This is a genomic window from uncultured Escherichia sp. (assembly GCF_948475835.1).
Classification (GTDB): Bacteria; Pseudomonadota; Gammaproteobacteria; order Enterobacterales; family Enterobacteriaceae; genus ECMA0423.
On sequence record NZ_CAOLGM010000029.1, the window covers coordinates 1 to 18,407 of the forward strand.

Annotated in this window: 19 protein-coding genes; 10 read left to right on the top strand and 9 right to left on the bottom strand. The window is 51.6% G+C overall.

Features of this window, described 5'->3' with window-relative positions; all coding sequences use genetic code 11:
• The coding region (locus QZF50_RS08050; RefSeq protein WP_290388850.1) for an ElaD/SseL family deubiquitinase at positions 1-682 on the bottom strand (682 nt) is incomplete at its 3' end.
• Between the two features lie 187 nt (positions 683-869).
• Complete coding sequence (gene rbn, locus QZF50_RS08055) at positions 870-1,787, bottom strand: ribonuclease BN (protein WP_001300687.1); 918 nt, start codon at positions 1,785-1,787, stop codon at positions 870-872.
• Positions 1,788-1,851: 64 nt separating this feature from the next.
• On the opposite strand from rbn, the gene QZF50_RS08060 reads away from it, so the two are divergent.
• The 9 genes from QZF50_RS08060 to pmrD all read left to right on the top strand — a co-directional run bounded on the left by QZF50_RS08060 (position 1,852) and on the right by pmrD (position 10,123).
• Positions 1,852-2,313: a GNAT family N-acetyltransferase gene (locus QZF50_RS08060; protein ID WP_000574091.1), complete on the top strand. Its 462-nt coding sequence runs from the start codon at positions 1,852-1,854 to the stop codon at positions 2,311-2,313.
• Positions 2,314-2,367: 54 nt separating this feature from the next.
• On the top strand, positions 2,368-2,673 hold the full coding sequence (elaB, locus tag QZF50_RS08065; RefSeq protein ID WP_000070621.1) for a stress response protein ElaB: 306 nt from the start codon (positions 2,368-2,370) through the stop codon (positions 2,671-2,673).
• A gap of 78 nt (positions 2,674-2,751) precedes the next feature.
• Positions 2,752-4,047 carry an isochorismate synthase MenF gene (gene menF, locus QZF50_RS08070; protein ID WP_001191399.1) on the top strand — a complete coding sequence of 432 codons (1,296 nt, stop codon included), beginning with the start codon at positions 2,752-2,754 and terminating at the stop codon, positions 4,045-4,047.
• 88 nt (positions 4,048-4,135) lie between these two features.
• On the top strand, positions 4,136-5,806 hold the full coding sequence (gene menD / locus QZF50_RS08075; RefSeq protein ID WP_001299495.1) for a 2-succinyl-5-enolpyruvyl-6-hydroxy-3-cyclohexene-1-carboxylic-acid synthase: 1,671 nt from the start codon (positions 4,136-4,138) through the stop codon (positions 5,804-5,806).
• Entirely contained in the window at positions 5,803-6,561 is a 759-nt protein-coding gene (menH, locus tag QZF50_RS08080) for a 2-succinyl-6-hydroxy-2,4-cyclohexadiene-1-carboxylate synthase (protein ID WP_000600492.1), read from the top strand. The genes menD and menH overlap by 4 nt, the downstream gene beginning before the upstream one ends.
• Positions 6,562-6,575: 14 nt before the next feature.
• Positions 6,576-7,433: a 1,4-dihydroxy-2-naphthoyl-CoA synthase gene (gene menB, locus QZF50_RS08085; RefSeq protein WP_000639996.1), complete on the top strand. Its 858-nt coding sequence runs from the start codon at positions 6,576-6,578 to the stop codon at positions 7,431-7,433.
• Entirely contained in the window at positions 7,433-8,395 is a 963-nt protein-coding gene (gene menC / locus QZF50_RS08090) for an o-succinylbenzoate synthase (RefSeq protein ID WP_001255612.1), read from the top strand. Before menB ends, menC begins: the two co-directional genes overlap by 1 nt.
• Positions 8,392-9,747: an o-succinylbenzoate--CoA ligase gene (gene menE, locus QZF50_RS08095; protein ID WP_000577617.1), complete on the top strand. Its 1,356-nt coding sequence runs from the start codon at positions 8,392-8,394 to the stop codon at positions 9,745-9,747. The genes menC and menE overlap by 4 nt, the downstream gene beginning before the upstream one ends.
• A 109-nt stretch (positions 9,748-9,856) precedes the next feature.
• The gene (gene pmrD, locus QZF50_RS08100) at positions 9,857-10,123 is read left to right on the top strand and encodes a signal transduction protein PmrD (protein ID WP_001299500.1); all 267 of its coding nucleotides are present in this window, start codon (positions 9,857-9,859) and stop codon (positions 10,121-10,123) included.
• Here pmrD and arnF read toward each other — a convergent pair.
• The 7 genes from arnF to arnB are packed head-to-tail and all read right to left on the bottom strand — an operon-like array spanning position 10,117 to position 17,467.
• Positions 10,117-10,503, bottom strand: a complete 387-nt coding sequence (gene arnF, locus QZF50_RS08105) for a 4-amino-4-deoxy-L-arabinose-phosphoundecaprenol flippase subunit ArnF (protein WP_000523879.1) — start codon at positions 10,501-10,503, stop codon at positions 10,117-10,119. The genes pmrD and arnF overlap by 7 nt on opposite strands.
• Positions 10,503-10,838 (bottom strand): 4-amino-4-deoxy-L-arabinose-phosphoundecaprenol flippase subunit ArnE, encoded by a 336-nt coding sequence (gene arnE / locus QZF50_RS08110; RefSeq protein ID WP_000638031.1) that lies wholly within the window; start codon positions 10,836-10,838, stop codon positions 10,503-10,505. Before arnE ends, arnF begins: the two co-directional genes overlap by 1 nt.
• Positions 10,835-12,487, bottom strand: a complete 1,653-nt coding sequence (gene arnT / locus QZF50_RS08115; protein WP_000844046.1) for a lipid IV(A) 4-amino-4-deoxy-L-arabinosyltransferase — start codon at positions 12,485-12,487, stop codon at positions 10,835-10,837. The genes arnE and arnT overlap by 4 nt, the downstream gene beginning before the upstream one ends.
• On the bottom strand, positions 12,487-13,377 hold the full coding sequence (gene arnD / locus QZF50_RS08120) for a 4-deoxy-4-formamido-L-arabinose-phosphoundecaprenol deformylase (RefSeq protein WP_000169728.1): 891 nt from the start codon (positions 13,375-13,377) through the stop codon (positions 12,487-12,489). The genes arnT and arnD overlap by 1 nt, the downstream gene beginning before the upstream one ends.
• Entirely contained in the window at positions 13,374-15,356 is a 1,983-nt protein-coding gene (arnA, locus tag QZF50_RS08125) for a bifunctional UDP-4-amino-4-deoxy-L-arabinose formyltransferase/UDP-glucuronic acid oxidase ArnA (RefSeq protein ID WP_001748583.1), read from the bottom strand. Before arnA ends, arnD begins: the two co-directional genes overlap by 4 nt.
• On the bottom strand, positions 15,356-16,324 hold the full coding sequence (gene arnC, locus QZF50_RS08130) for an undecaprenyl-phosphate 4-deoxy-4-formamido-L-arabinose transferase (RefSeq protein ID WP_000461661.1): 969 nt from the start codon (positions 16,322-16,324) through the stop codon (positions 15,356-15,358). Before arnC ends, arnA begins: the two co-directional genes overlap by 1 nt.
• Before the next feature lie 3 nt (positions 16,325-16,327).
• Positions 16,328-17,467 (bottom strand): UDP-4-amino-4-deoxy-L-arabinose aminotransferase, encoded by a 1,140-nt coding sequence (arnB, locus tag QZF50_RS08135; protein ID WP_001388277.1) that lies wholly within the window; start codon positions 17,465-17,467, stop codon positions 16,328-16,330.
• A gap of 307 nt (positions 17,468-17,774) precedes the next feature.
• Here arnB and ais point away from each other — a divergent pair, with 307 nt between their 5' ends.
• Positions 17,775-18,377 (top strand): lipopolysaccharide core heptose(II)-phosphate phosphatase Ais, encoded by a 603-nt coding sequence (ais, locus tag QZF50_RS08140; RefSeq protein WP_001297077.1) that lies wholly within the window; start codon positions 17,775-17,777, stop codon positions 18,375-18,377.
• The last annotated feature ends 30 nt before the right edge of the window (positions 18,378-18,407 follow it).

The following is an 18,407-nucleotide window of genomic DNA, read 5'->3' on the forward strand; positions in this document are numbered from 1 at the left end:
GGAATAACTGGACTGCTTTCGGCCATGATGGATCGCTCTTAATATTTTCATTGAGAGCGTCTTCCAGGTGAGTTCTGGTGGAGTAGGGGACGTAGAGACCAGTAGGATAATTGACTTCAGTATTTTTTGCATTAGCGGCGATCTTCTGAAGATAGCAATCTATTTCATCTGTGGTTAATTGACGATTTTTATCCCAGAAGTTTGTACCATCACTCAGTTCATTATTCTCATCATTTAAAAGCACCTTCGAAAGCGACTGTTTTTCAGATATAAGAGGAATTTCATCACCGATAATTGTCATTAATTTCGAAGGGGAGAATAGCTTTTTGAACAGGAGATCCTCTGAATTATCCGGACCAGCTGGTTTAAGGGGGGAGTTGGTTGCGGCATGTGCCAAATTATATAATTTTAAACAAGCATTTTTGATAAGTCGGATAATCGATAGGGTCTCATTTGTTGGGTTTCTAACAATATGGTAAAGAATATCTTCAGCTTTTTTTCCAAATTCATCATAGCCTAACGCAATATTATGCAGTAACTCAATGCTTTCTTCATCTCCGGATAACGCTGTTTTTTTTAAAGACTGCAGTAATTCCTCGGTCACAGTAAATTTTTCTGCAAATGTCTGACTGAGTTGCGTTTGAGATAATTGACAATAATTGCTGACAACTGTAACCATCATGGGCTCCTTTTAGTTGCAAAGGTTGTGCTGAATCAAGATAAATAGAGGCAACTTATTGCTCTGAATATAGTGCGTGAGGAGATGAATAAATATCAAAAATCGCTCAATATGCCCGTGTGGGTGGATATATGTAGCGCGGGTTGCGATAACAGGGCAAGTTTCGCCCTGTTTTTAATAATAAGCAGAGTTAAACGTTAAACACGGTGAAATCATTCGCTAGTTCAGTCGCCGGGAAAATTGACCTGCATTCACGTAACAGGTGCTGACAACCTTTGTCATCATAGCGCGAGCTGACGTGGGTAATGATTAGCTTACCGACTCCAGCCTCACGGGCTAGTGTCGCAGCCTGGCGTGTAGAGCTATGGCCGCGACTATTGGCTTTGGCTTCCATGGTTATATCCAGCGTCGCTTCGTGCACCATGACATCGACACCTTTAGCCAGGTCAAGTGCGGCATCGCAGGGGCCGGTATCGCCGAAAATAGCGAGCGCTTTACCTGGCACTGGAGCAGCTAAGTAATCTGCGCCGTTAATCTGCCTTCCATCTTCCAGGGTGATTGTTTTGCCCGCTTTTAATTCCTGAAACAGTGGGCCAGGCGGCACGCCAGCAGCTTTTAATGCCTGGGCATTTAATGCACCCGGTTTATCATGTTCTTCAATACGATAGCCATAACATTCCAGTGGGTGTTCCAGCGGATAAGCGGTTACTTTGCGCAGGCCATCATCGAGAATTTCGCCAGCGCCAATTTCGACAATTTCCAGCGGATAATCGGTCCATGAGCCGCTAATCCGCAGCGCGGTTTCCACAAATTCACGGATACCTTGCGGACCATAAATCGTTAAGGGTTGGATAATGCCTGACATAGAACGACTGCACAGCAAGCCGGGTAAACCAAAAAGATGATCGCCATGAAGGTGACTGATAAAAATCTTGTCCAGTTTTCCAGGGTTAAAGGCGGTATGCAGTAGCTGATGCTGGGTGCCTTCACCGCAGTCAAACAACCAAAGTCCGCTCTGGGTCGGATGTTGCAGGTTAAGCAATATTGCCGTGACATTGCGCGTGCGGGTTGGCACACCGGCTGAAGTACCTAAAAAAATTAATTCCATGAGTTCATCACGTTTCAAAAAATATTCCGGCTAGTATAAGGCATACATCTAAAAGGAGAGCATTATGATTGAATGGCAAGATCTGCATCACTCTGAATTATCGGTTTCCCAGCTTTATGCCTTATTACAACTGCGTTGCGCGGTGTTTGTTGTCGAGCAGAATTGCCCTTATCAGGATATCGATGGTGATGATTTGACGGGGGATAATCGCCATATTCTCGGTTGGAAAAATGATGAACTGGTGGCGTATGCGAGGATTCTGAAAAGTGATGATGATCTTGAGCCGGTCGTTATAGGTCGGGTGATTGTCAGTGAAGCGTTGCGTGGCGAAAAAGTGGGGCAGCAGCTGATGAGTAAAACACTCGAAACATGTACGCATCACTGGCCTGATAAGCCTGTTTACCTCGGGGCGCAGGCGCATCTGCAAAACTTCTACCAGAGTTTCGGTTTTATCCCTGTGACGGAGGTCTATGAAGAAGATGGTATCCCACACATTGGGATGGCACGCGAGGTAATTCAGGCGTAATCAACAACCCTTGTCTATAGTTAGTGACAGGTTTTACGCAAATGGAGAACGAGAATGTCTAATCAGTTTGGTGATACACGTATCGATGACGACCTGACGCTGCTTAGTGAAACACTGGAAGAGGTGCTCCGCTCCTCTGGCGATCCCGCCGATCAGAAATATGTTGAGCTAAAAGCGCGTGCAGAAAAAGCGCTGGATGATGTGAAAAAACGGGTTAGCCAGGCTTCAGACAGTTATTACTATCGGGCGAAGCAGGCAGTTTATCGTGCTGATGACTACGTCCACGAAAAACCCTGGCAAGGAATTGGTGTGGGCGCGGCCGTTGGGCTGGTACTAGGACTGTTGCTGGCACGCCGTTAAAACCTCCCTACACCGGGGTACTGCATTTTTTTTGTAGTACCCCGTATAATGTGAGGCTTTTAACAGGGAGAGGTCCGCGTGCAATCACTTACTACGGCGCTGGAAAATCTACTGCGCCATTTGTCGCAAGAGATTCCGGCGACACCCGGCATTCGGGTTATCGATATTCCTTTCCCTCTCAAAGACGCTTTTGATGCCTTGAGCTGGCTGGCCAGTCAGCAAACGTACCCGCAATTCTACTGGCAACAACGTAATGGTGATGAAGAAGCTGCCGTCCTGGGCGCGATTACCCGTTTTACGTCGTTGGATCAGGCACAACGTTTTCTTCGCCAGCACCCGGAACACGCCGACTTACGCATTTGGGGGCTGAATGCTTTTGACCCGTCGCAGGGCAATTTACTTTTACCTCGCCTGGAATGGCGACGCTGTGGCGGTAAAGCCACGCTGCGGCTGACGCTATTCAGCGAAAGCTCCCTTCAGCACGATGCGATTCAGGCAAAAGAATTTATCGCCACACTGGTGAGTATCAAGCCCTTGCCTGGGTTACATTTAACCACCACGCGAGAACAACACTGGCCGGACAAAACGGGCTGGACGCAATTAATCGAACTGGCAACGAAAACCATCGCCGAAGGTGAGCTCGACAAAGTGGTGCTCGCTCGGGCAACTGACCTGCATTTCGCAAGTCCGGTCAACGCGGCGGCGATGATGGCTGCCAGTCGTCGACTGAATCTGAATTGCTACCATTTTTACATGGCCTTTGATGGCGAAAATGCTTTTCTTGGCTCTTCACCGGAACGGTTATGGCGGCGGCGTGACAAAGCGCTGCGTACTGAAGCGCTGGCGGGAACAGTAGCAAATAATCCTGATGATAAGCAGGCGCAGCAGTTAGGAGAGTGGCTGATGGCGGATGATAAAAACCAGCGCGAGAACATGCTGGTGGTGGAAGATATCTGCCAACGATTACAGGCCGATACCCAGACGCTGGATGTTTTACCGCCGCAGGTACTGCGTCTGCGTAAAGTGCAGCATCTTCGCCGCTGTATCTGGACTTCACTCAACAAAGCGGATGATGTGATCTGTTTACATCAGTTGCAGCCAACGGCAGCAGTTGCTGGCTTACCGCGCGATCTGGCGCGACAGTTTATCGCCCGTCACGAACCGTTCACCCGAGAATGGTACGCCGGTTCTGCGGGCTATCTCTCATTACAACAAAGCGAATTCTGCGTTTCCCTGCGCTCAGCAAAAATTAGCGGCAATGTCGTGCGATTATATGCTGGCGCGGGCATTGTCCGTGGTTCCGACCCCGAGCAAGAGTGGCAGGAAATCGACAACAAAGCGGCAGGGCTGCGTACTTTATTACAGATGGAATAGTAATGAGTCGCATCATTACCGATTCATATCAATAATCTATTTTTGTAGCTCCTTATACTTAGCCGCAATATTGATACCGGACAAACTCATGTCAGTAAGCGCATTTAACCGACGCTGGGCGGCGGTCATTCTGGAAGCATTAACGCGTCACGGCGTCAGACACATCTGTATCGCCCCTGGCTCGCGTTCTACACCGTTAACGTTAGCGGCGGCGGAGAATTCCACATTCATTCACCACACCCATTTCGATGAGCGTGGACTGGGACATCTGGCGCTGGGGCTGGCGAAAGTCAGCAAGCAGCCGGTGGCGGTGATTGTGACCTCCGGCACGGCGGTAGCAAATCTCTATCCGGCACTGATTGAAGCTGGGTTAACCGGAGAAAAACTGATCCTGTTAACCGCCGATCGCCCGCCGGAGCTAATTGACTGCGGCGCGAATCAGGCAATTCGCCAGCCGGGAATGTTCGCCTCTCACCCCACGCACAGTATTTCATTGCCGCGCCCGACCCAGGATATCCCCGCACGTTGGCTGGTTTCTACCATCGACCACGCTCTCGGTACGCTTCATGCGGGGGGAGTCCATATCAACTGCCCGTTTGCTGAACCGCTGTATGGCGAAATGGACGATACCGGGCTTAGCTGGCAACAGCGTCTGGGTGACTGGTGGCAGGACGACAAACCGTGGCTGCGTGAAGCGCCTCGTCTGGAAAGTGAAAAACAGCGCGACTGGTTCTTCTGGCGACAAAAGCGCGGCGTGGTGGTTGCCGGGCGCATGAGTGCGGAAGAGGGCAAAAAAGTTGCCCTGTGGGCGCAAACTCTTGGCTGGCCGCTGATTGGCGATGTGCTGTCACAAACCGGGCAGCCGCTGCCGTGTGCCGATCTTTGGTTAGGCAATGCCAAAGCGACCAGCGAGCTGCAGCAGGCGCAAATTGTGGTGCAACTGGGAAGCAGCCTGACGGGGAAACGGCTCCTGCAATGGCAGGCAAGCTGTGAACCAGAAGAGTACTGGATTGTTGATGACATTGAAGGGCGACTTGATCCGGCACACCATCGCGGACGTCGCTTAATTGCCAATATTGCCGACTGGCTGGAGCTGCATCCGGCAGAAAAACGCCAGCCCTGGTGCGTTGAAATCCCGCGCCTGGCGGAACAGGCAATGCAGGCGGTTATTGCCCGCCGTGATGCGTTTGGCGAAGCGCAACTGGCGCATCGCATCTGCGACTATCTGCCTGAACAGGGGCAATTGTTTGTTGGTAACAGCCTGGTGGTACGTCTGATTGATGCGCTTTCGCAACTTCCGGCAGGTTACCCGGTGTACAGCAACCGAGGGGCCAGCGGTATCGACGGACTGCTTTCGACCGCCGCAGGCGTTCAGCGGGCAAGCGGCAAACCGACGCTGGCGATTGTGGGCGATCTCTCCGCACTTTACGATCTCAACGCGCTGGCGTTATTGCGTCAGGTTTCTGCGCCGCTGGTATTAATTGTGGTGAACAACAACGGCGGGCAAATTTTCTCGCTGTTGCCAACGCCGCAAAGCGAGCGTGAGCGTTTCTATCTGATGCCGCAAAACGTCCATTTTGAGCACGCCGCCGCGATGTTCGAGCTGAAATATCATCGTCCGCAAAACTGGCAGGAACTTGAAACGGCATTTGCCGACGCCTGGCGCACGCCAACCACCACGGTGATTGAAATGGTGGTTAACGACACCGATGGTGCGCAAACGCTCCAGCAACTTCTGGCGCAGGTAAGCCATTTATGATCCTGCACGCGCAGGCAAAACACGGAAAACCAGGTTTACCCTGGCTGGTGTTTTTGCACGGTTTTTCCGGCGATTGCCACGAATGGCAAGAAGTGGGCGAGGCGTTTGCCGACTACTCACGGTTGTATGTTGATCTCCCAGGTCATGGTGGTTCGGCGGCGATTAGCGTCGATGGATTTGATGATGTCACCGACTTACTGCGTAAAACCTTGGTTAGTTACAACATCCTTGACTTCTGGCTGGTGGGGTACTCGCTTGGCGGACGGGTGGCGATGATGGCGGCTTGCCAGGGGCTGGCGGGGCTTTGTGGGGTTATTGTCGAAGGCGGGCATCCGGGGCTGCAAAATGCTGAACAACGTGCGGAACGTCAGCGTTCCGATCGCCAATGGGCGCAGCGTTTTTGCACAGAACCGTTAACGGCGGTATTTGCCGACTGGTATCAACAGCCTGTTTTTGCCTCGCTCAATGACGATCAACGCCGGGAGCTGGTGGCGCTGCGCAGCAACAATAATGGCGCAACCCTTGCCGCCATGCTGGAGGCGACTTCTCTCGCCGTCCAGCCTGATTTACGTGCTAACCTTAGCGCCCGCACATTTGCGTTTTATTATTTATGTGGTGAACGTGACAGCAAATTCCGCGCCCTGGCGGCGGAACTGGCTGCCGACTGCCATGTCATTCCTCGCGCCGGACATAACGCGCATCGGGAAAATCCCGCTGGCGTAATCGCAAGTCTGGCGCAGATCTTGCGTTTCTGACTAAAGGACACAATATGATTTATCCTGATGAAGCAATGCTTTACGCACCGGTTGAATGGCACGACTGCTCCGAAGGTTTCGAGGACATTCGTTATGAAAAATCCACCGACGGTATCGCAAAAATCACCATTAATCGTCCGCAGGTGCGCAATGCCTTCCGTCCTCTGACGGTAAAAGAGATGATCCAGGCACTGGCAGATGCGCGTTATGACGACAATATCGGCGTGATCATTCTGACTGGCGCAGGCGATAAAGCGTTCTGCTCCGGTGGTGACCAGAAAGTGCGTGGTGATTACGGCGGCTATAAAGATGATTCCGGCGTACATCACTTGAACGTGCTGGACTTCCAGCGTCAGATCCGTACCTGTCCGAAACCGGTTGTCGCGATGGTGGCTGGCTACTCCATCGGCGGTGGTCACGTTCTGCACATGATGTGCGACCTGACTATCGCAGCAGATAATGCCATCTTCGGTCAGACTGGCCCGAAAGTCGGTTCCTTCGACGGCGGCTGGGGCGCTTCCTACATGGCTCGTATCGTCGGGCAGAAAAAAGCGCGAGAAATCTGGTTCCTGTGCCGTCAGTACGACGCAAAACAGGCGCTGGATATGGGCCTTGTCAACACCGTGGTACCGCTGGCGGATCTGGAAAAAGAAACCGTCCGTTGGTGCCGCGAAATGCTGCAAAACAGCCCGATGGCGCTGCGCTGCCTGAAAGCTGCGCTGAACGCCGACTGTGACGGGCAGGCGGGGCTGCAGGAGCTGGCGGGCAACGCCACCATGCTGTTCTACATGACGGAAGAAGGTCAGGAAGGTCGCAACGCTTTCAACCAGAAACGTCAGCCTGATTTCAGCAAATTTAAACGGAATCCGTAATGCGTAGCGCGCAGGTATACCGCTGGCAGATCCCCATGGACGCGGGGGTGGTTCTGCGCGACAGGCGGTTAAAAACCCGCGACGGGCTGTACGTTTGCCTGCGTGAGGGCGAGCGCGAAGGGTGGGGGGAGATCTCCCCACTGCCGGGCTTCAGCCAGGAAACCTGGGAAGAGGCGCAAAGCGTGCTGCTTGCCTGGGTAAATAACTGGCTGGCAGGCGATTGCGAGCTACCGCAGATGCCTTCCGTTGCCTTTGGCGTAAGCTGTGCATTGGCGGAGCTGGCAGATACGCTCCCGCAGGCGGCCAATTACCGTGCGGCACCACTGTGTAATGGCGATCCTGACGATCTGATCCTCAAACTTGCTGATATGCCAGGCGAGAAAGTGGCGAAGGTCAAAGTGGGATTGTACGAAGCCGTGCGCGACGGCATGGTGGTTAATCTGTTGCTGGAGGCAATTCCGGATCTGCATTTGCGTCTTGACGCAAATCGCGCCTGGACACCGCTGAAAGGCCAGCAGTTTGCCAAATATGTTAACCCGGATTATCGCCACCGCATCGCGTTTCTCGAAGAGCCGTGCAAAACCCGCGATGATTCGCGAGCGTTTGTCCGTGAAACCGGCATTGCCATTGCCTGGGATGAAAGCTTGCGCGAGCCGGATTTTGCCTTTGTGGCTGAAGAGGGCGTGCGCGCGGTAGTTATCAAACCCACGCTCACGGGCAGTCTGGAGAAAGTACGCGAGCAGGTACAGGCGGCGCACGCGCTGGGGCTGACGGCGGTGATCAGTTCTTCCATTGAATCGAGCTTAGGCTTAACGCAACTGGCGCGGATTGCCGCCTGGTTAACGCCGGACACCATTCCAGGGCTGGACACGCTGGATCTGATGCAGGCGCAGCAGGTACGTCGCTGGCCGGGTAGCACGCTGCCTGTCGTGGAAGTTGATGCACTGGAGCGGTTGTTATGATCTTCTCTGACTGGCCGTGGCGTCACTGGCGGCAAGTGCGGGGAGAAGCCATCGCCTTACGTCTTAATGACGAGCAACTTAACTGGCGCGAGCTTTGTGCTCGCGTCGATGAGTCAGCTACGGGCTTTGCGGCGCAGGGCGTTGTTGAGGGCAGCGGCGTGATGTTGCGGGCGTGGAATACGCCGCAAACGCTGCTCGCCTGGCTGGCGTTACTGCAATGCGGGGCGCGGGTGTTGCCCGTGAACCCTCAGCTGCCGCAACCGTTGCTTGAAGAATTGCTGCCCAATCTGACGCTGCAATTTGCGCTGGTGCCGGATGGGGAAAACACGTTTCCGGCGTTAACGTCGCTGCACATTCAGCGGGTTGAAGGCGCACATGCCGCTACGTGGCAGCCGACGCGTCTGTGCTCAATGACGTTGACCTCGGGTTCTACCGGGTTGCCGAAAGCCGCTGTCCATACTTATCAGGCCCATCTTGCCAGTGCCGAAGGGGTGTTATCGTTGATTCCGTTTGGCGATCACGATGACTGGTTGCTCTCTTTACCGCTGTTTCACGTCTCCGGTCAGGGAATTATGTGGCGCTGGTTATACGCTGGTGCGCGGATGACGGTGCGTGATAAACAGCCATTGGAGCAAATGCTGGCAGGCTGTACTCACGCTTCACTGGTGCCAACACAACTCTGGCGTTTGCTGGTTAACCGCAGTTCCGTTTCCCTGAAAGCGGTGTTACTTGGCGGCGCGGCTATCCCGGTCGAGTTGACGGAACAGGCGCGCGAGCAGGGGATTCGTTGCTTTTGCGGCTATGGTCTGACCGAGTTTGCCTCCACGGTGTGTGCGAAAGAAGCCGACGGCCTGGCAGACGTTGGTTCGCCGCTGCCGGGTCGGGAAGTGAAAATCGTTAATAATGAAGTGTGGCTGCGGGCTGCCAGTATGGCAGAAGGTTACTGGCGTAACGGGCAACTGGTTTCACTGGTTAATGACGAAGGCTGGTACGCTACGCGCGATCGCGGTGAGATGCATAATGGCAAGCTGACCATTGTCGGACGTTTAGACAATCTATTCTTCAGTGGCGGAGAGGGTATTCAGCCGGAAGAAGTCGAGCGCGTAATTGCTGCACATCCTGCGGTTTTGCAGGTGTTTATCGTCCCCGTTGCCGACAAGGAGTTTGGTCATCGACCGGTGGCGGTGATGGAGTATGACCACGAGAGCGTTGATCTTAGTGAATGGGTGAAAGATAAGCTGGCCCGTTTTCAGCAACCGGTGCGTTGGTTAACGTTGCCGCCTGAACTGAAAAACGGCGGTATTAAAATTTCACGTCAGGCGCTAAAAGAGTGGGTGCAACGTCAGCAATAATTAACCCTCCGTTTCACTTCTCATTTCTGCCATTCCATTGCCGTTGATAAAGAGTTTATCTGTTAATCTGTAAATTGATGTGAAAACTCTTAGCAAACAGGATAATGCAATGGAATGGCTGGTCAAAAAATCGTGCTGCAATAAACAAGATAACAGACATGTACTTATGCTCTGCGATGCTGGCGGCGCGATAAAAATGATCGCCGAAGTGAAGAGTGACTTCGCCGTGAAAGTGGGGGATTTACTCTCGCCTTTGCAGAATGCGCTTTATTGTATTAATCGTGAAAAGCTGCATACGGTGAAAGTCCTCTCGGCAAGCAGTTATAGCCCCGATGAGTGGGAACGGCAGTGTAAAGTGGCACGGAAAACTCAGTAACGTTGTTTTGTCATGGGCAGGAAAATCAGCATCAACCCGCTCATAATACAGGCTACTCCCAGTAGTGCTTTCAGCGAAAAAGTCCCTTCCCAGCCGGGAAGTACCATTGAAGCAATCCATACCAGCACATAACTCATACTGAGCAAGGCATAGGCTTTGCTTAGCGCAAGTTTATGTAGCGTTTTATACCAACAAAAAACGGAAAGCAGATAACCCAGCAGCCCGAGTAACAGTATCCGGGCATCCAGGCCAAAAGCTAACAGAGCCGCGATAAAATCCCATAAGTGCGTCATCGGCGGCAGATGACTCGCCGCAAAACCCAGGCTTAATTGCGCAACTGAGGCAATAATGACGCTGAATAATCCCCACATCAGGCCCATTACACCGTACTCCCGAGGATCACAATGCCACCAATAATGAACGCCACCCCACACCAGTGACGCGGCGATACCGGTTCGTGCCACAGTTTTACTGCAGCCAGCGTCACCCAGACAAAATTCAGACTTAACATCGGGTAGGCAATGCCTACCGGTACGTTCTGCAAGACCAGCAGCCAGAGCACCATGGCAAGACCAAGACAAGCCAGCGCCAGTCCCAGCCACAGCACGATATGTTTGCGCCGTTTGTTTATCGCCACAAAGCAGGTTGCCTGTTTCTGACACAACTGCCCGGCAACGCTAAGCAAGCTGGCAAAGACTAATGTTAGCCAGATCATTTGGGACGATACTGAATCAGCACCAGACGCTCCTGACGATCGATGGCATCTGCGGGCGGAATGGCGAGACTGTTGATATCTTCATCGCGGTCAACCGAAAGCACGAGAGTAATAATCCCCTCCTGACGATGTTGATTAAGCCAGTTTGCGAACTCATCACCGCTGACAAATCTCCCTTTCGCATCCGGATAATTAAGGCCGTATTTCAACTCACCTGTCTGGCGATACATGATGATGTCATCGCGTTGCAGGCTCCATGCCAGACCTGCGGCAACACCGACGCTATCAGTAAGAATATAGCGGCTTGGCTGAAGTGATTCTTGTGTCATCTCGACAAAAAATTGCGGATGTTTTCCTTCCATAACTCTGTCAGGAATTGAAAATCCTACCAGCAACGCCAGCCCCAGCGGGCAAAGCGCGGCAAAAGGCCAGGTCTTTTCGACGTTTGTTAAGGTGTACCAGCCGAAAAATGCCCATAGCGAAAAAATCGACCAGGCACAAAAGACTTTATAGCTCTCGAAGGTTTGCCACACCGGCGTGTTCATTGGTCCCCACGGGGAGACCACAAATGTGGCAATAATGCCAGTGACGCCAAAAGCGATGTTAATCCAGCCATTAATCCGCAGCGCCAGAGGATTATTTTTTGCTGCCAGCAAAGCGTAATGCGCCATCAGCATTGCCAGAGATGCAAAGCAGGAAAGAATATAGGTGGGCAATTTACCTTTAGCGACGGAGAAAAACAGCAGCGGCATTATCGTCCAGCTCAACAAATAGACGGTTGCGGAATGCTTGCGGTTTTTCCAGCCTGTGTACAGTGCACCGGGGAGTAATCCCAGCCACGGCAGGCTACCGGCAATGATGACCGGCACGTAGTACCAGAACGGAGCTCTATGTTGGGCATCATCCAGTGCAAAGCGTTGAATATGCTCAACCCAGAAAAAATAGTGCCAGAAGTCAGGCTCCCGCTGCGCTATCGCCAGTCCCCAGGGGAGAACCGTCAGTACGCAACTGATAACCGCCAGCCAGCCGTAAATAAAGAGATCTTTCCAGCGTTTTTGCGTCGCTACCCATGGCAGCACGCTTAATACCGGCACGGCAAGGGCGAGAAAACCTTTGGTCATCACCCCCATGCCGCAGGTGATTCCCAGCAGTAAAAATCCTGCGCTTTTGCCTTTCCACGTCTGTGCCTGCATTGCCAGCCAGAAGCTGCACATTCCCGCCACCAGCCAGAATGCAATAAACGGATCGAGCACGGCATAAGTGCCGATGGCATAGACAATAAACAATGAGAGATAAATTACTGTGGCGAGTAGAGCCAGACGTTTATCGCGCCATAAGCGCAGAGTAAACCAGGTCACCAGCGCGGCAGTTAACAGGGTCGCAAAGATAACGCCTGCCCGCACACCAAAGTTATTCGCGCCAAATAGCCATTGCCCAATGCTGTTAATCCAGTATCCGGCAATGGGTTTTTCGAAATAACGTAGCCCTAACAGATGGGGCACAATCCAGTCGCCGGATGCCAGCATTTCCCGACTGATTTCCGCATAACGCGTTTCATCGGGTTGCCAGAGCAGACGCGTGCTGATCGGTAACAGGTAATAGCAGGCAATAAACGCGAAGAGGCCGATAAGGTAACGTACCGATTTCATCAGCGACTACCCGCAATTTGTTGGCAACCCAGCCAGCCTTCACGTCCGGCAATATTTCCGCGAACAACTTGTCCGAGCGGCAACGTCTCTGATAACAGTTCGCTTAAAGGGCAAAATGTCACGCCTTCCTGAGCTGCGCGTTTGAGGAGATCCACAAAATTATGCTGATAAGCGCAGCCTTCAACTTCTGCATGAATGGTATAAACCGGCGTGCCTTTATCTCGCAGGATGCGGTTGAGTAACCAACCGTTAAAATCTTCTGCTTTCACATCCCGACCAATCACTTCATCCCAGGTGGGTAAGGTCACCGGAATTTGCGCAGTGCCAGGGTTTCCTGATTCGAGCAATGGACGGAACGGCATGGCCCCACGACAATCGCTGTTGTAGCGCAAATGGAACGCTTCTTTTGCTTCGATCACCTTCTGGTCGGCACGCCAGCCCGCAGCGGCAGAACAGGTTACCGGTTGACCGATAATCTCTTCCAGAGTGCGAAGACCGCGTGCAATATCGTCGATCATTGTTTGCCGATCCCAGTTACCGCTACGGGCTTGCCAGGCATGGTGATCCCAGGCGTGCAGGCCGACTTCGTGATGTTTAGCCGCTTCACGAATGATATCGGCATTGGCATGACCAATCTCTTTACCTGGCCAGGCCGTACCTGCCAGTAAAATATCCCAGCCATAAAGCGATGCCGCGTTTGAGCGCAGCATCTTCCACAAAAACTGTGGCTTCACCAGTCGCCAGAGATGGCGGCCCATATTGTCCGGGCCGACGCTGAAAAAAATGCTGGCCTGAATATTATGCTTACTCAAGATTTCCAGCAGACGCGGCACGCCTTCACGGGTGCCACGAAAGGTATCGACATCAATGCGTAAGCCTACTTTGGTCATGATGGTTTATCCGTAAGATCAACGGTGCGCAGGAAGAAATTCAGCGTTTCGTCGATGGTTTCCTGCATATCAATTTTCGGCTCCCAGTCCAGGCAGCGGTGGGCATTGCGGATGCTCGGTTTACGATGCTCTACGTCCTGATATCCTTTGCCGTAGTAGCTGCTACTTTCGACAACGCGAAAGCCCGCAAACGGTGGGAAATGATGACGCAGCGGATGTTTTTCGAAGCTCGCCAGCAGCATCTCGCCCAGTTCCTCAATGCTCGCTTCGTTATCAGGATTGCCAATGTTGATAATTTCGCCGTCGCAGCGATTTCCCGCATTTTCGATAATGCGGTACAACGCCTCGATACCATCCCGGATATCAGTAAAGCAGCGTTTTTGTTTTCCGCCATCAATCAGCTTAATCGGTGAACCTTCTACCAGATTGAGAATGAGTTGCGTAATCGCGCGGGAGCTGCCAATTCGCGCTGCATTAAGGTTATCCAGTCGTGGTCCCATCCAGTTAAACGGGCGGAAGAGGGTGAACTGTAAACCCTCTTTTTCGCCATAGGCCCAGATAACCCGATCAAGTAATTGTTTTGACACCGAATAAATCCAGCGTGGTTTATTCACCGGGCCGACGATTAAATTAGAATGGTCCTCATCGAAGTATTTATCGCTACACATCCCATAAACTTCTGAAGTTGACGGGAAGATGATTCGCTTACGGTACTTCACGCAGTAGCGGATAATGCGCAGATTCTCTTCAAAATCGAGTTCAAATACGCGCAGCGGGTTGCGGGTATATTCAATCGGCGTGGCTATCGCCACCAGCGGCAAGACGACATCACATTTTTTGACGTGATACTCAATCCATTCGGAATGAATACTGATATCGCCTTCGACAAAGTGAAAATGCGGATGATTCAGAAAACGGCTTATCGCATCGCTGCCAATATCCAGACCGTAAACTTCATAATGATCTTCGCGCAGCAGGCGTTCTGTCAGATGGTTGCCAATAAAGCCATTTACCCCGAGGATGAGTACCCGGGTACGGCGTCGGGCGGTGCAGGCAGGCTGGCTATTCAAGCGTGAACCTTGCACCAGGCCCAGCGTCTGCGCTAATTGCGAGCCCTGCATAGTAATGCCGTCGCCCGCCTGTCCGGTGACGATTTCCAGCGCGCCATCGCCACAGGCAATCAACAGCGGTGCAATAGAAATCACGCTCCCCGGCTGTGCTTTGCTGGCATGAGGATGAACACGCGACGACCAGACGGTAAATTTCTGATTACCAACATAGCTGAAGGCACCTGGCCACGGATCGGCAACGGCACGCACCATGTTGTGCAGCACGGATGCCGGTTTATGCCATTCGAGGAAACTGTCATCTGGCGTTCTGCGACCAAAACAGGTGGCTTCGTTTTCGCGCTGGGCAATTTCCAGAATATTACCGTGTTTAATGGTGGGTAATGTCTGTTCCAGCAACTGGCGCGCGGCATGGCACAATTTATGATGCAGCGTAATGGCGATATCGTCTGGCGCAATGGCAATGCGCAGTTGCGCCACAATGGCCCCGGCATCGGCACGTTTCACCATTCGGTGCAATGTAACGCCAGTTTCCGTTTCACCGTTCACCAGCACCCAGTTCAGCGGCGCGCGACCACGATATTTTGGTAACAGCGAACCGTGCAGATTAAATGCACCCGCGGGAGCGAGCTGCAAAATCGCGTCGCAAATAAGATGGCGATAATAAAAAGAGAAAATCACCTCTGGTGCTAGGTGGGCAATGCGTTCCACCCACAGCGGATGATTAACGTTATCCGGCGCATAAACCGGAATGCCTCTTTCCGCCGCCAGACGAGCTACCGAACCATAAAAGGCTTTTTCACCGGGATTATCAGTATGAGTAAAAATAGCGCTAATTTCGTAACCGGCAGCCAGCAGGGCTTCAATACCGAGGCATCCCATATCGTGGTAGGCAAAAACGACGGTTTTCATTATTCATTTTCCTTGCTGGATGGACGGATAACTTGCTGAACAAAATAGCGGGGGCGGGCGCGGACATCGGTGTAGATCCTGCCGATATATTCACCGAGTAATCCCATGCCGATAAACTGAGCGCCAATAAAAGTAAACAGCACGGCAAATAGCATAAAGACGCCTTCTGCCGCCCATTGTGGTCCGAAGGTCAGGCGTAAAATCACCAGCAGCACCGCAATGCTAAAACCTCCAATCGCAATAATGCTGCCGAGCAGACTCAGCATACGTAGCGGCGTTGTGGTAAGGCAGGTCACCAGGTCGTACATCAAATTAATCAGGCGCATAAAACTGTATTTGGATTCACCAAACTCACGCTCGGAATGATGTACTGGAATTTCAATGGCACGGCGGGCGAAGATATTCGCCAGAATCGGGATAAAGGTGCTACGTTCATGGCAGTGCAACATCGCATCGACAATATGACGGCGATAGGCGCGCAGCATACAACCGTAGTCACCCATCGCTTTGCCGGTGGTGCGCTGAATAAGCCGGTTAATCATCTTCGAAGCTGTTTTACGAAACCAGCTGTCCTGGCGGTTCTGGCGTACAGTCCCTACCACGTCGTAACCTTCATCGGCTTTTGCCACCAGGCGGGGGATTTCTTCTGGCGGATTCTGGAGATCGGCATCAAGGGTAATAATTAAGTCGCCGGTAACGTGACTGAATCCCGCCATAATCGCTGAATGTTGCCCGTAATTGCGGTTAAGCAAAATAGACACAATATGGCTGTTCTCCGCTTGTGAGGCTTCGACCAGCATATGCGCGGAATTATCGCTACTGCCGTCATCAATCAGCAGGATCTCATACTCTTTCCCCAACGATTCACAGGCTGTGGTGGTGCGCCTGATTAATTCCGGTAAGCTTTCCTGCTCGTTATAAACGGGAATAACCACCGAGACTTTCTTAACAGGGTGGATTTCAAACATGGCTTATTGTCCTGCGAGTTGCTGAAGGGCTGTGATGACACGGTCGGCATCGGCGGTAGTCATATCCGGGAACAGCGGCAAAGAACAGATGCGTTCGCTATTCCATTCGGTATTCGGTAACGACAGCGTGGGAAAACGCTCGCGATAATATTTTTGTGTGTGAGCGGCGCGGAAATGTAACCCGGTACCAATGCCTCTTTCTTTTAACGCTTCCATCAACGCATCGCGACTGATACCACAACGTTGTTCATCGACACGAATAATAAACAGATGCCAGGCGTGAACGTGCGGCCAGGCGGGAAGGCTTAATGGCTGAAAGGGGAGAGCTGCCAGTGCTTGCTGATATTGCTGGGCAATTTCGCGCCGACGGGTGTTGAGGTGCTCTAATTTTGCTAACTGTGTCAGGGCAATTGCGGCGTTAATATCGGTCAGATTGTACTTATAGCCCGGTGTTAAGACTTCAGCCTGCGGTGCACGGCCCCAGGTTTGTCTGTCATAGGCATCGACACCCAGACCGTGAAATTTCAGCATCCGTAGCTGGCGGGCAAGGTTTTCATTATCAGTTACAATCAGGCCACCTTCCGCACAGGTAATATTTTTAATGGCATGAAATGAAAAAATAGCGGTACCTTTTGCGCCAATATGTCGCCCTTTGTAATACGTACCGACGGCATGGGCAGCATCTTCGATAACTGCGATGCCGTAACGTTCGCCAATGGCGCGAATGGCGTCAATATCTGCTGGCGCACCGGCATAATGCACCGGAATGATGGCTTTAGTGCGTGGCGTTATGGCTGACTCGATCGCTTCAGGCGTGACCATCAGCGTATCGCGGTCGACATCCACCATTACCGGCGTTGCACCCAACAAGGAAATCATATTGAGGGTTGAAACCCAGGTCAGGGAAGGCGTAATCACTTCATCGCCCTTGCCAATTTCCAACGCCATTAGCGTGATATGCATTCCGGCGGTGGCTGAACTGACCGCGATGGCATGCTGATTTCCCGTCAACTGGCAAAAGGCTTGCTCAAGCGCCTGATTCTTCGGACCGGTTGTGATCCAACCGGATTCGAGAACCTCTTTAACTGCAGCGAGTTCCTCCACGCCCATTGCTGGTCGCGAAAAAGGCAAAAATTCTGACATTGCTTTTCCTTCCGCCATTGAATACCTGTCCACTTATATTTGCTATAAAGAGTGTTGTGTATATTTTGCCATTTGGAGCGAAATTTTAAGGATAGAATATTAACTTAACCTTAAGAAACTAATATTAGACGTAAATATTGAAATTTTTATATTTTTTCTTATTTAGGCTTTGCATTTGGCAAAATTTTGAGGCATTTTGCCGACATCGTAGGATTTTTAATATTACACCAACTGCTAATTATCGCCAGAAATGTCGCTCAATTTTACGGTAATTGTCTGGTTGCGCTTGTCTATAGGTGGAGTTTACGTGTTAGCTTTTTGCCGCTCATCATTGAAGTCAAAAAAATATTTCATCATTTTACTGGCGCTCGCTGCAATTGCCGGACTGGGTACTCATGCCGCCTGGAGTAGCAATGGTTTGCCACGTATCGACAATAAAACATTGGCCAGACTGGCACAGCAGCACCCGGTTGTCGTTTTGTTTCGCCATGCTGAACGTTGCGATCGTTCAACCAATCAATGCTTGTCAGATAAAACAGGTATTACGGTTAAAGGTACCCAGGATGCCCGTGAACTGGGCAACGCTTTTAGCGCTGACATCCCTGATTTCGATCTTTATTCCAGTAATACCGTCCGGACCATTCAGTCGGCGACCTGGTTTTCCGCGGGTAAAAAGCTGACGGTAGATAAACGACTTCTTCAGTGCGGTAATGAGATTTATAGTGCAATTAAGGACTTACAAAGCAAAGCGCCTGATAAAAATATCGTTATTTTCACCCATAATCATTGCCTGACATATATTGCTAAAAATAAGCGTGATGCGACATTTAAACCTGATTATCTGGATGGTTTAGTCATGCATGTGGAAAAAGGCAAAGTTTATCTGGATGGGGAATTCGTTAACCACTAAATTTTCAATCTGACAGCCAGTGATGGCTGT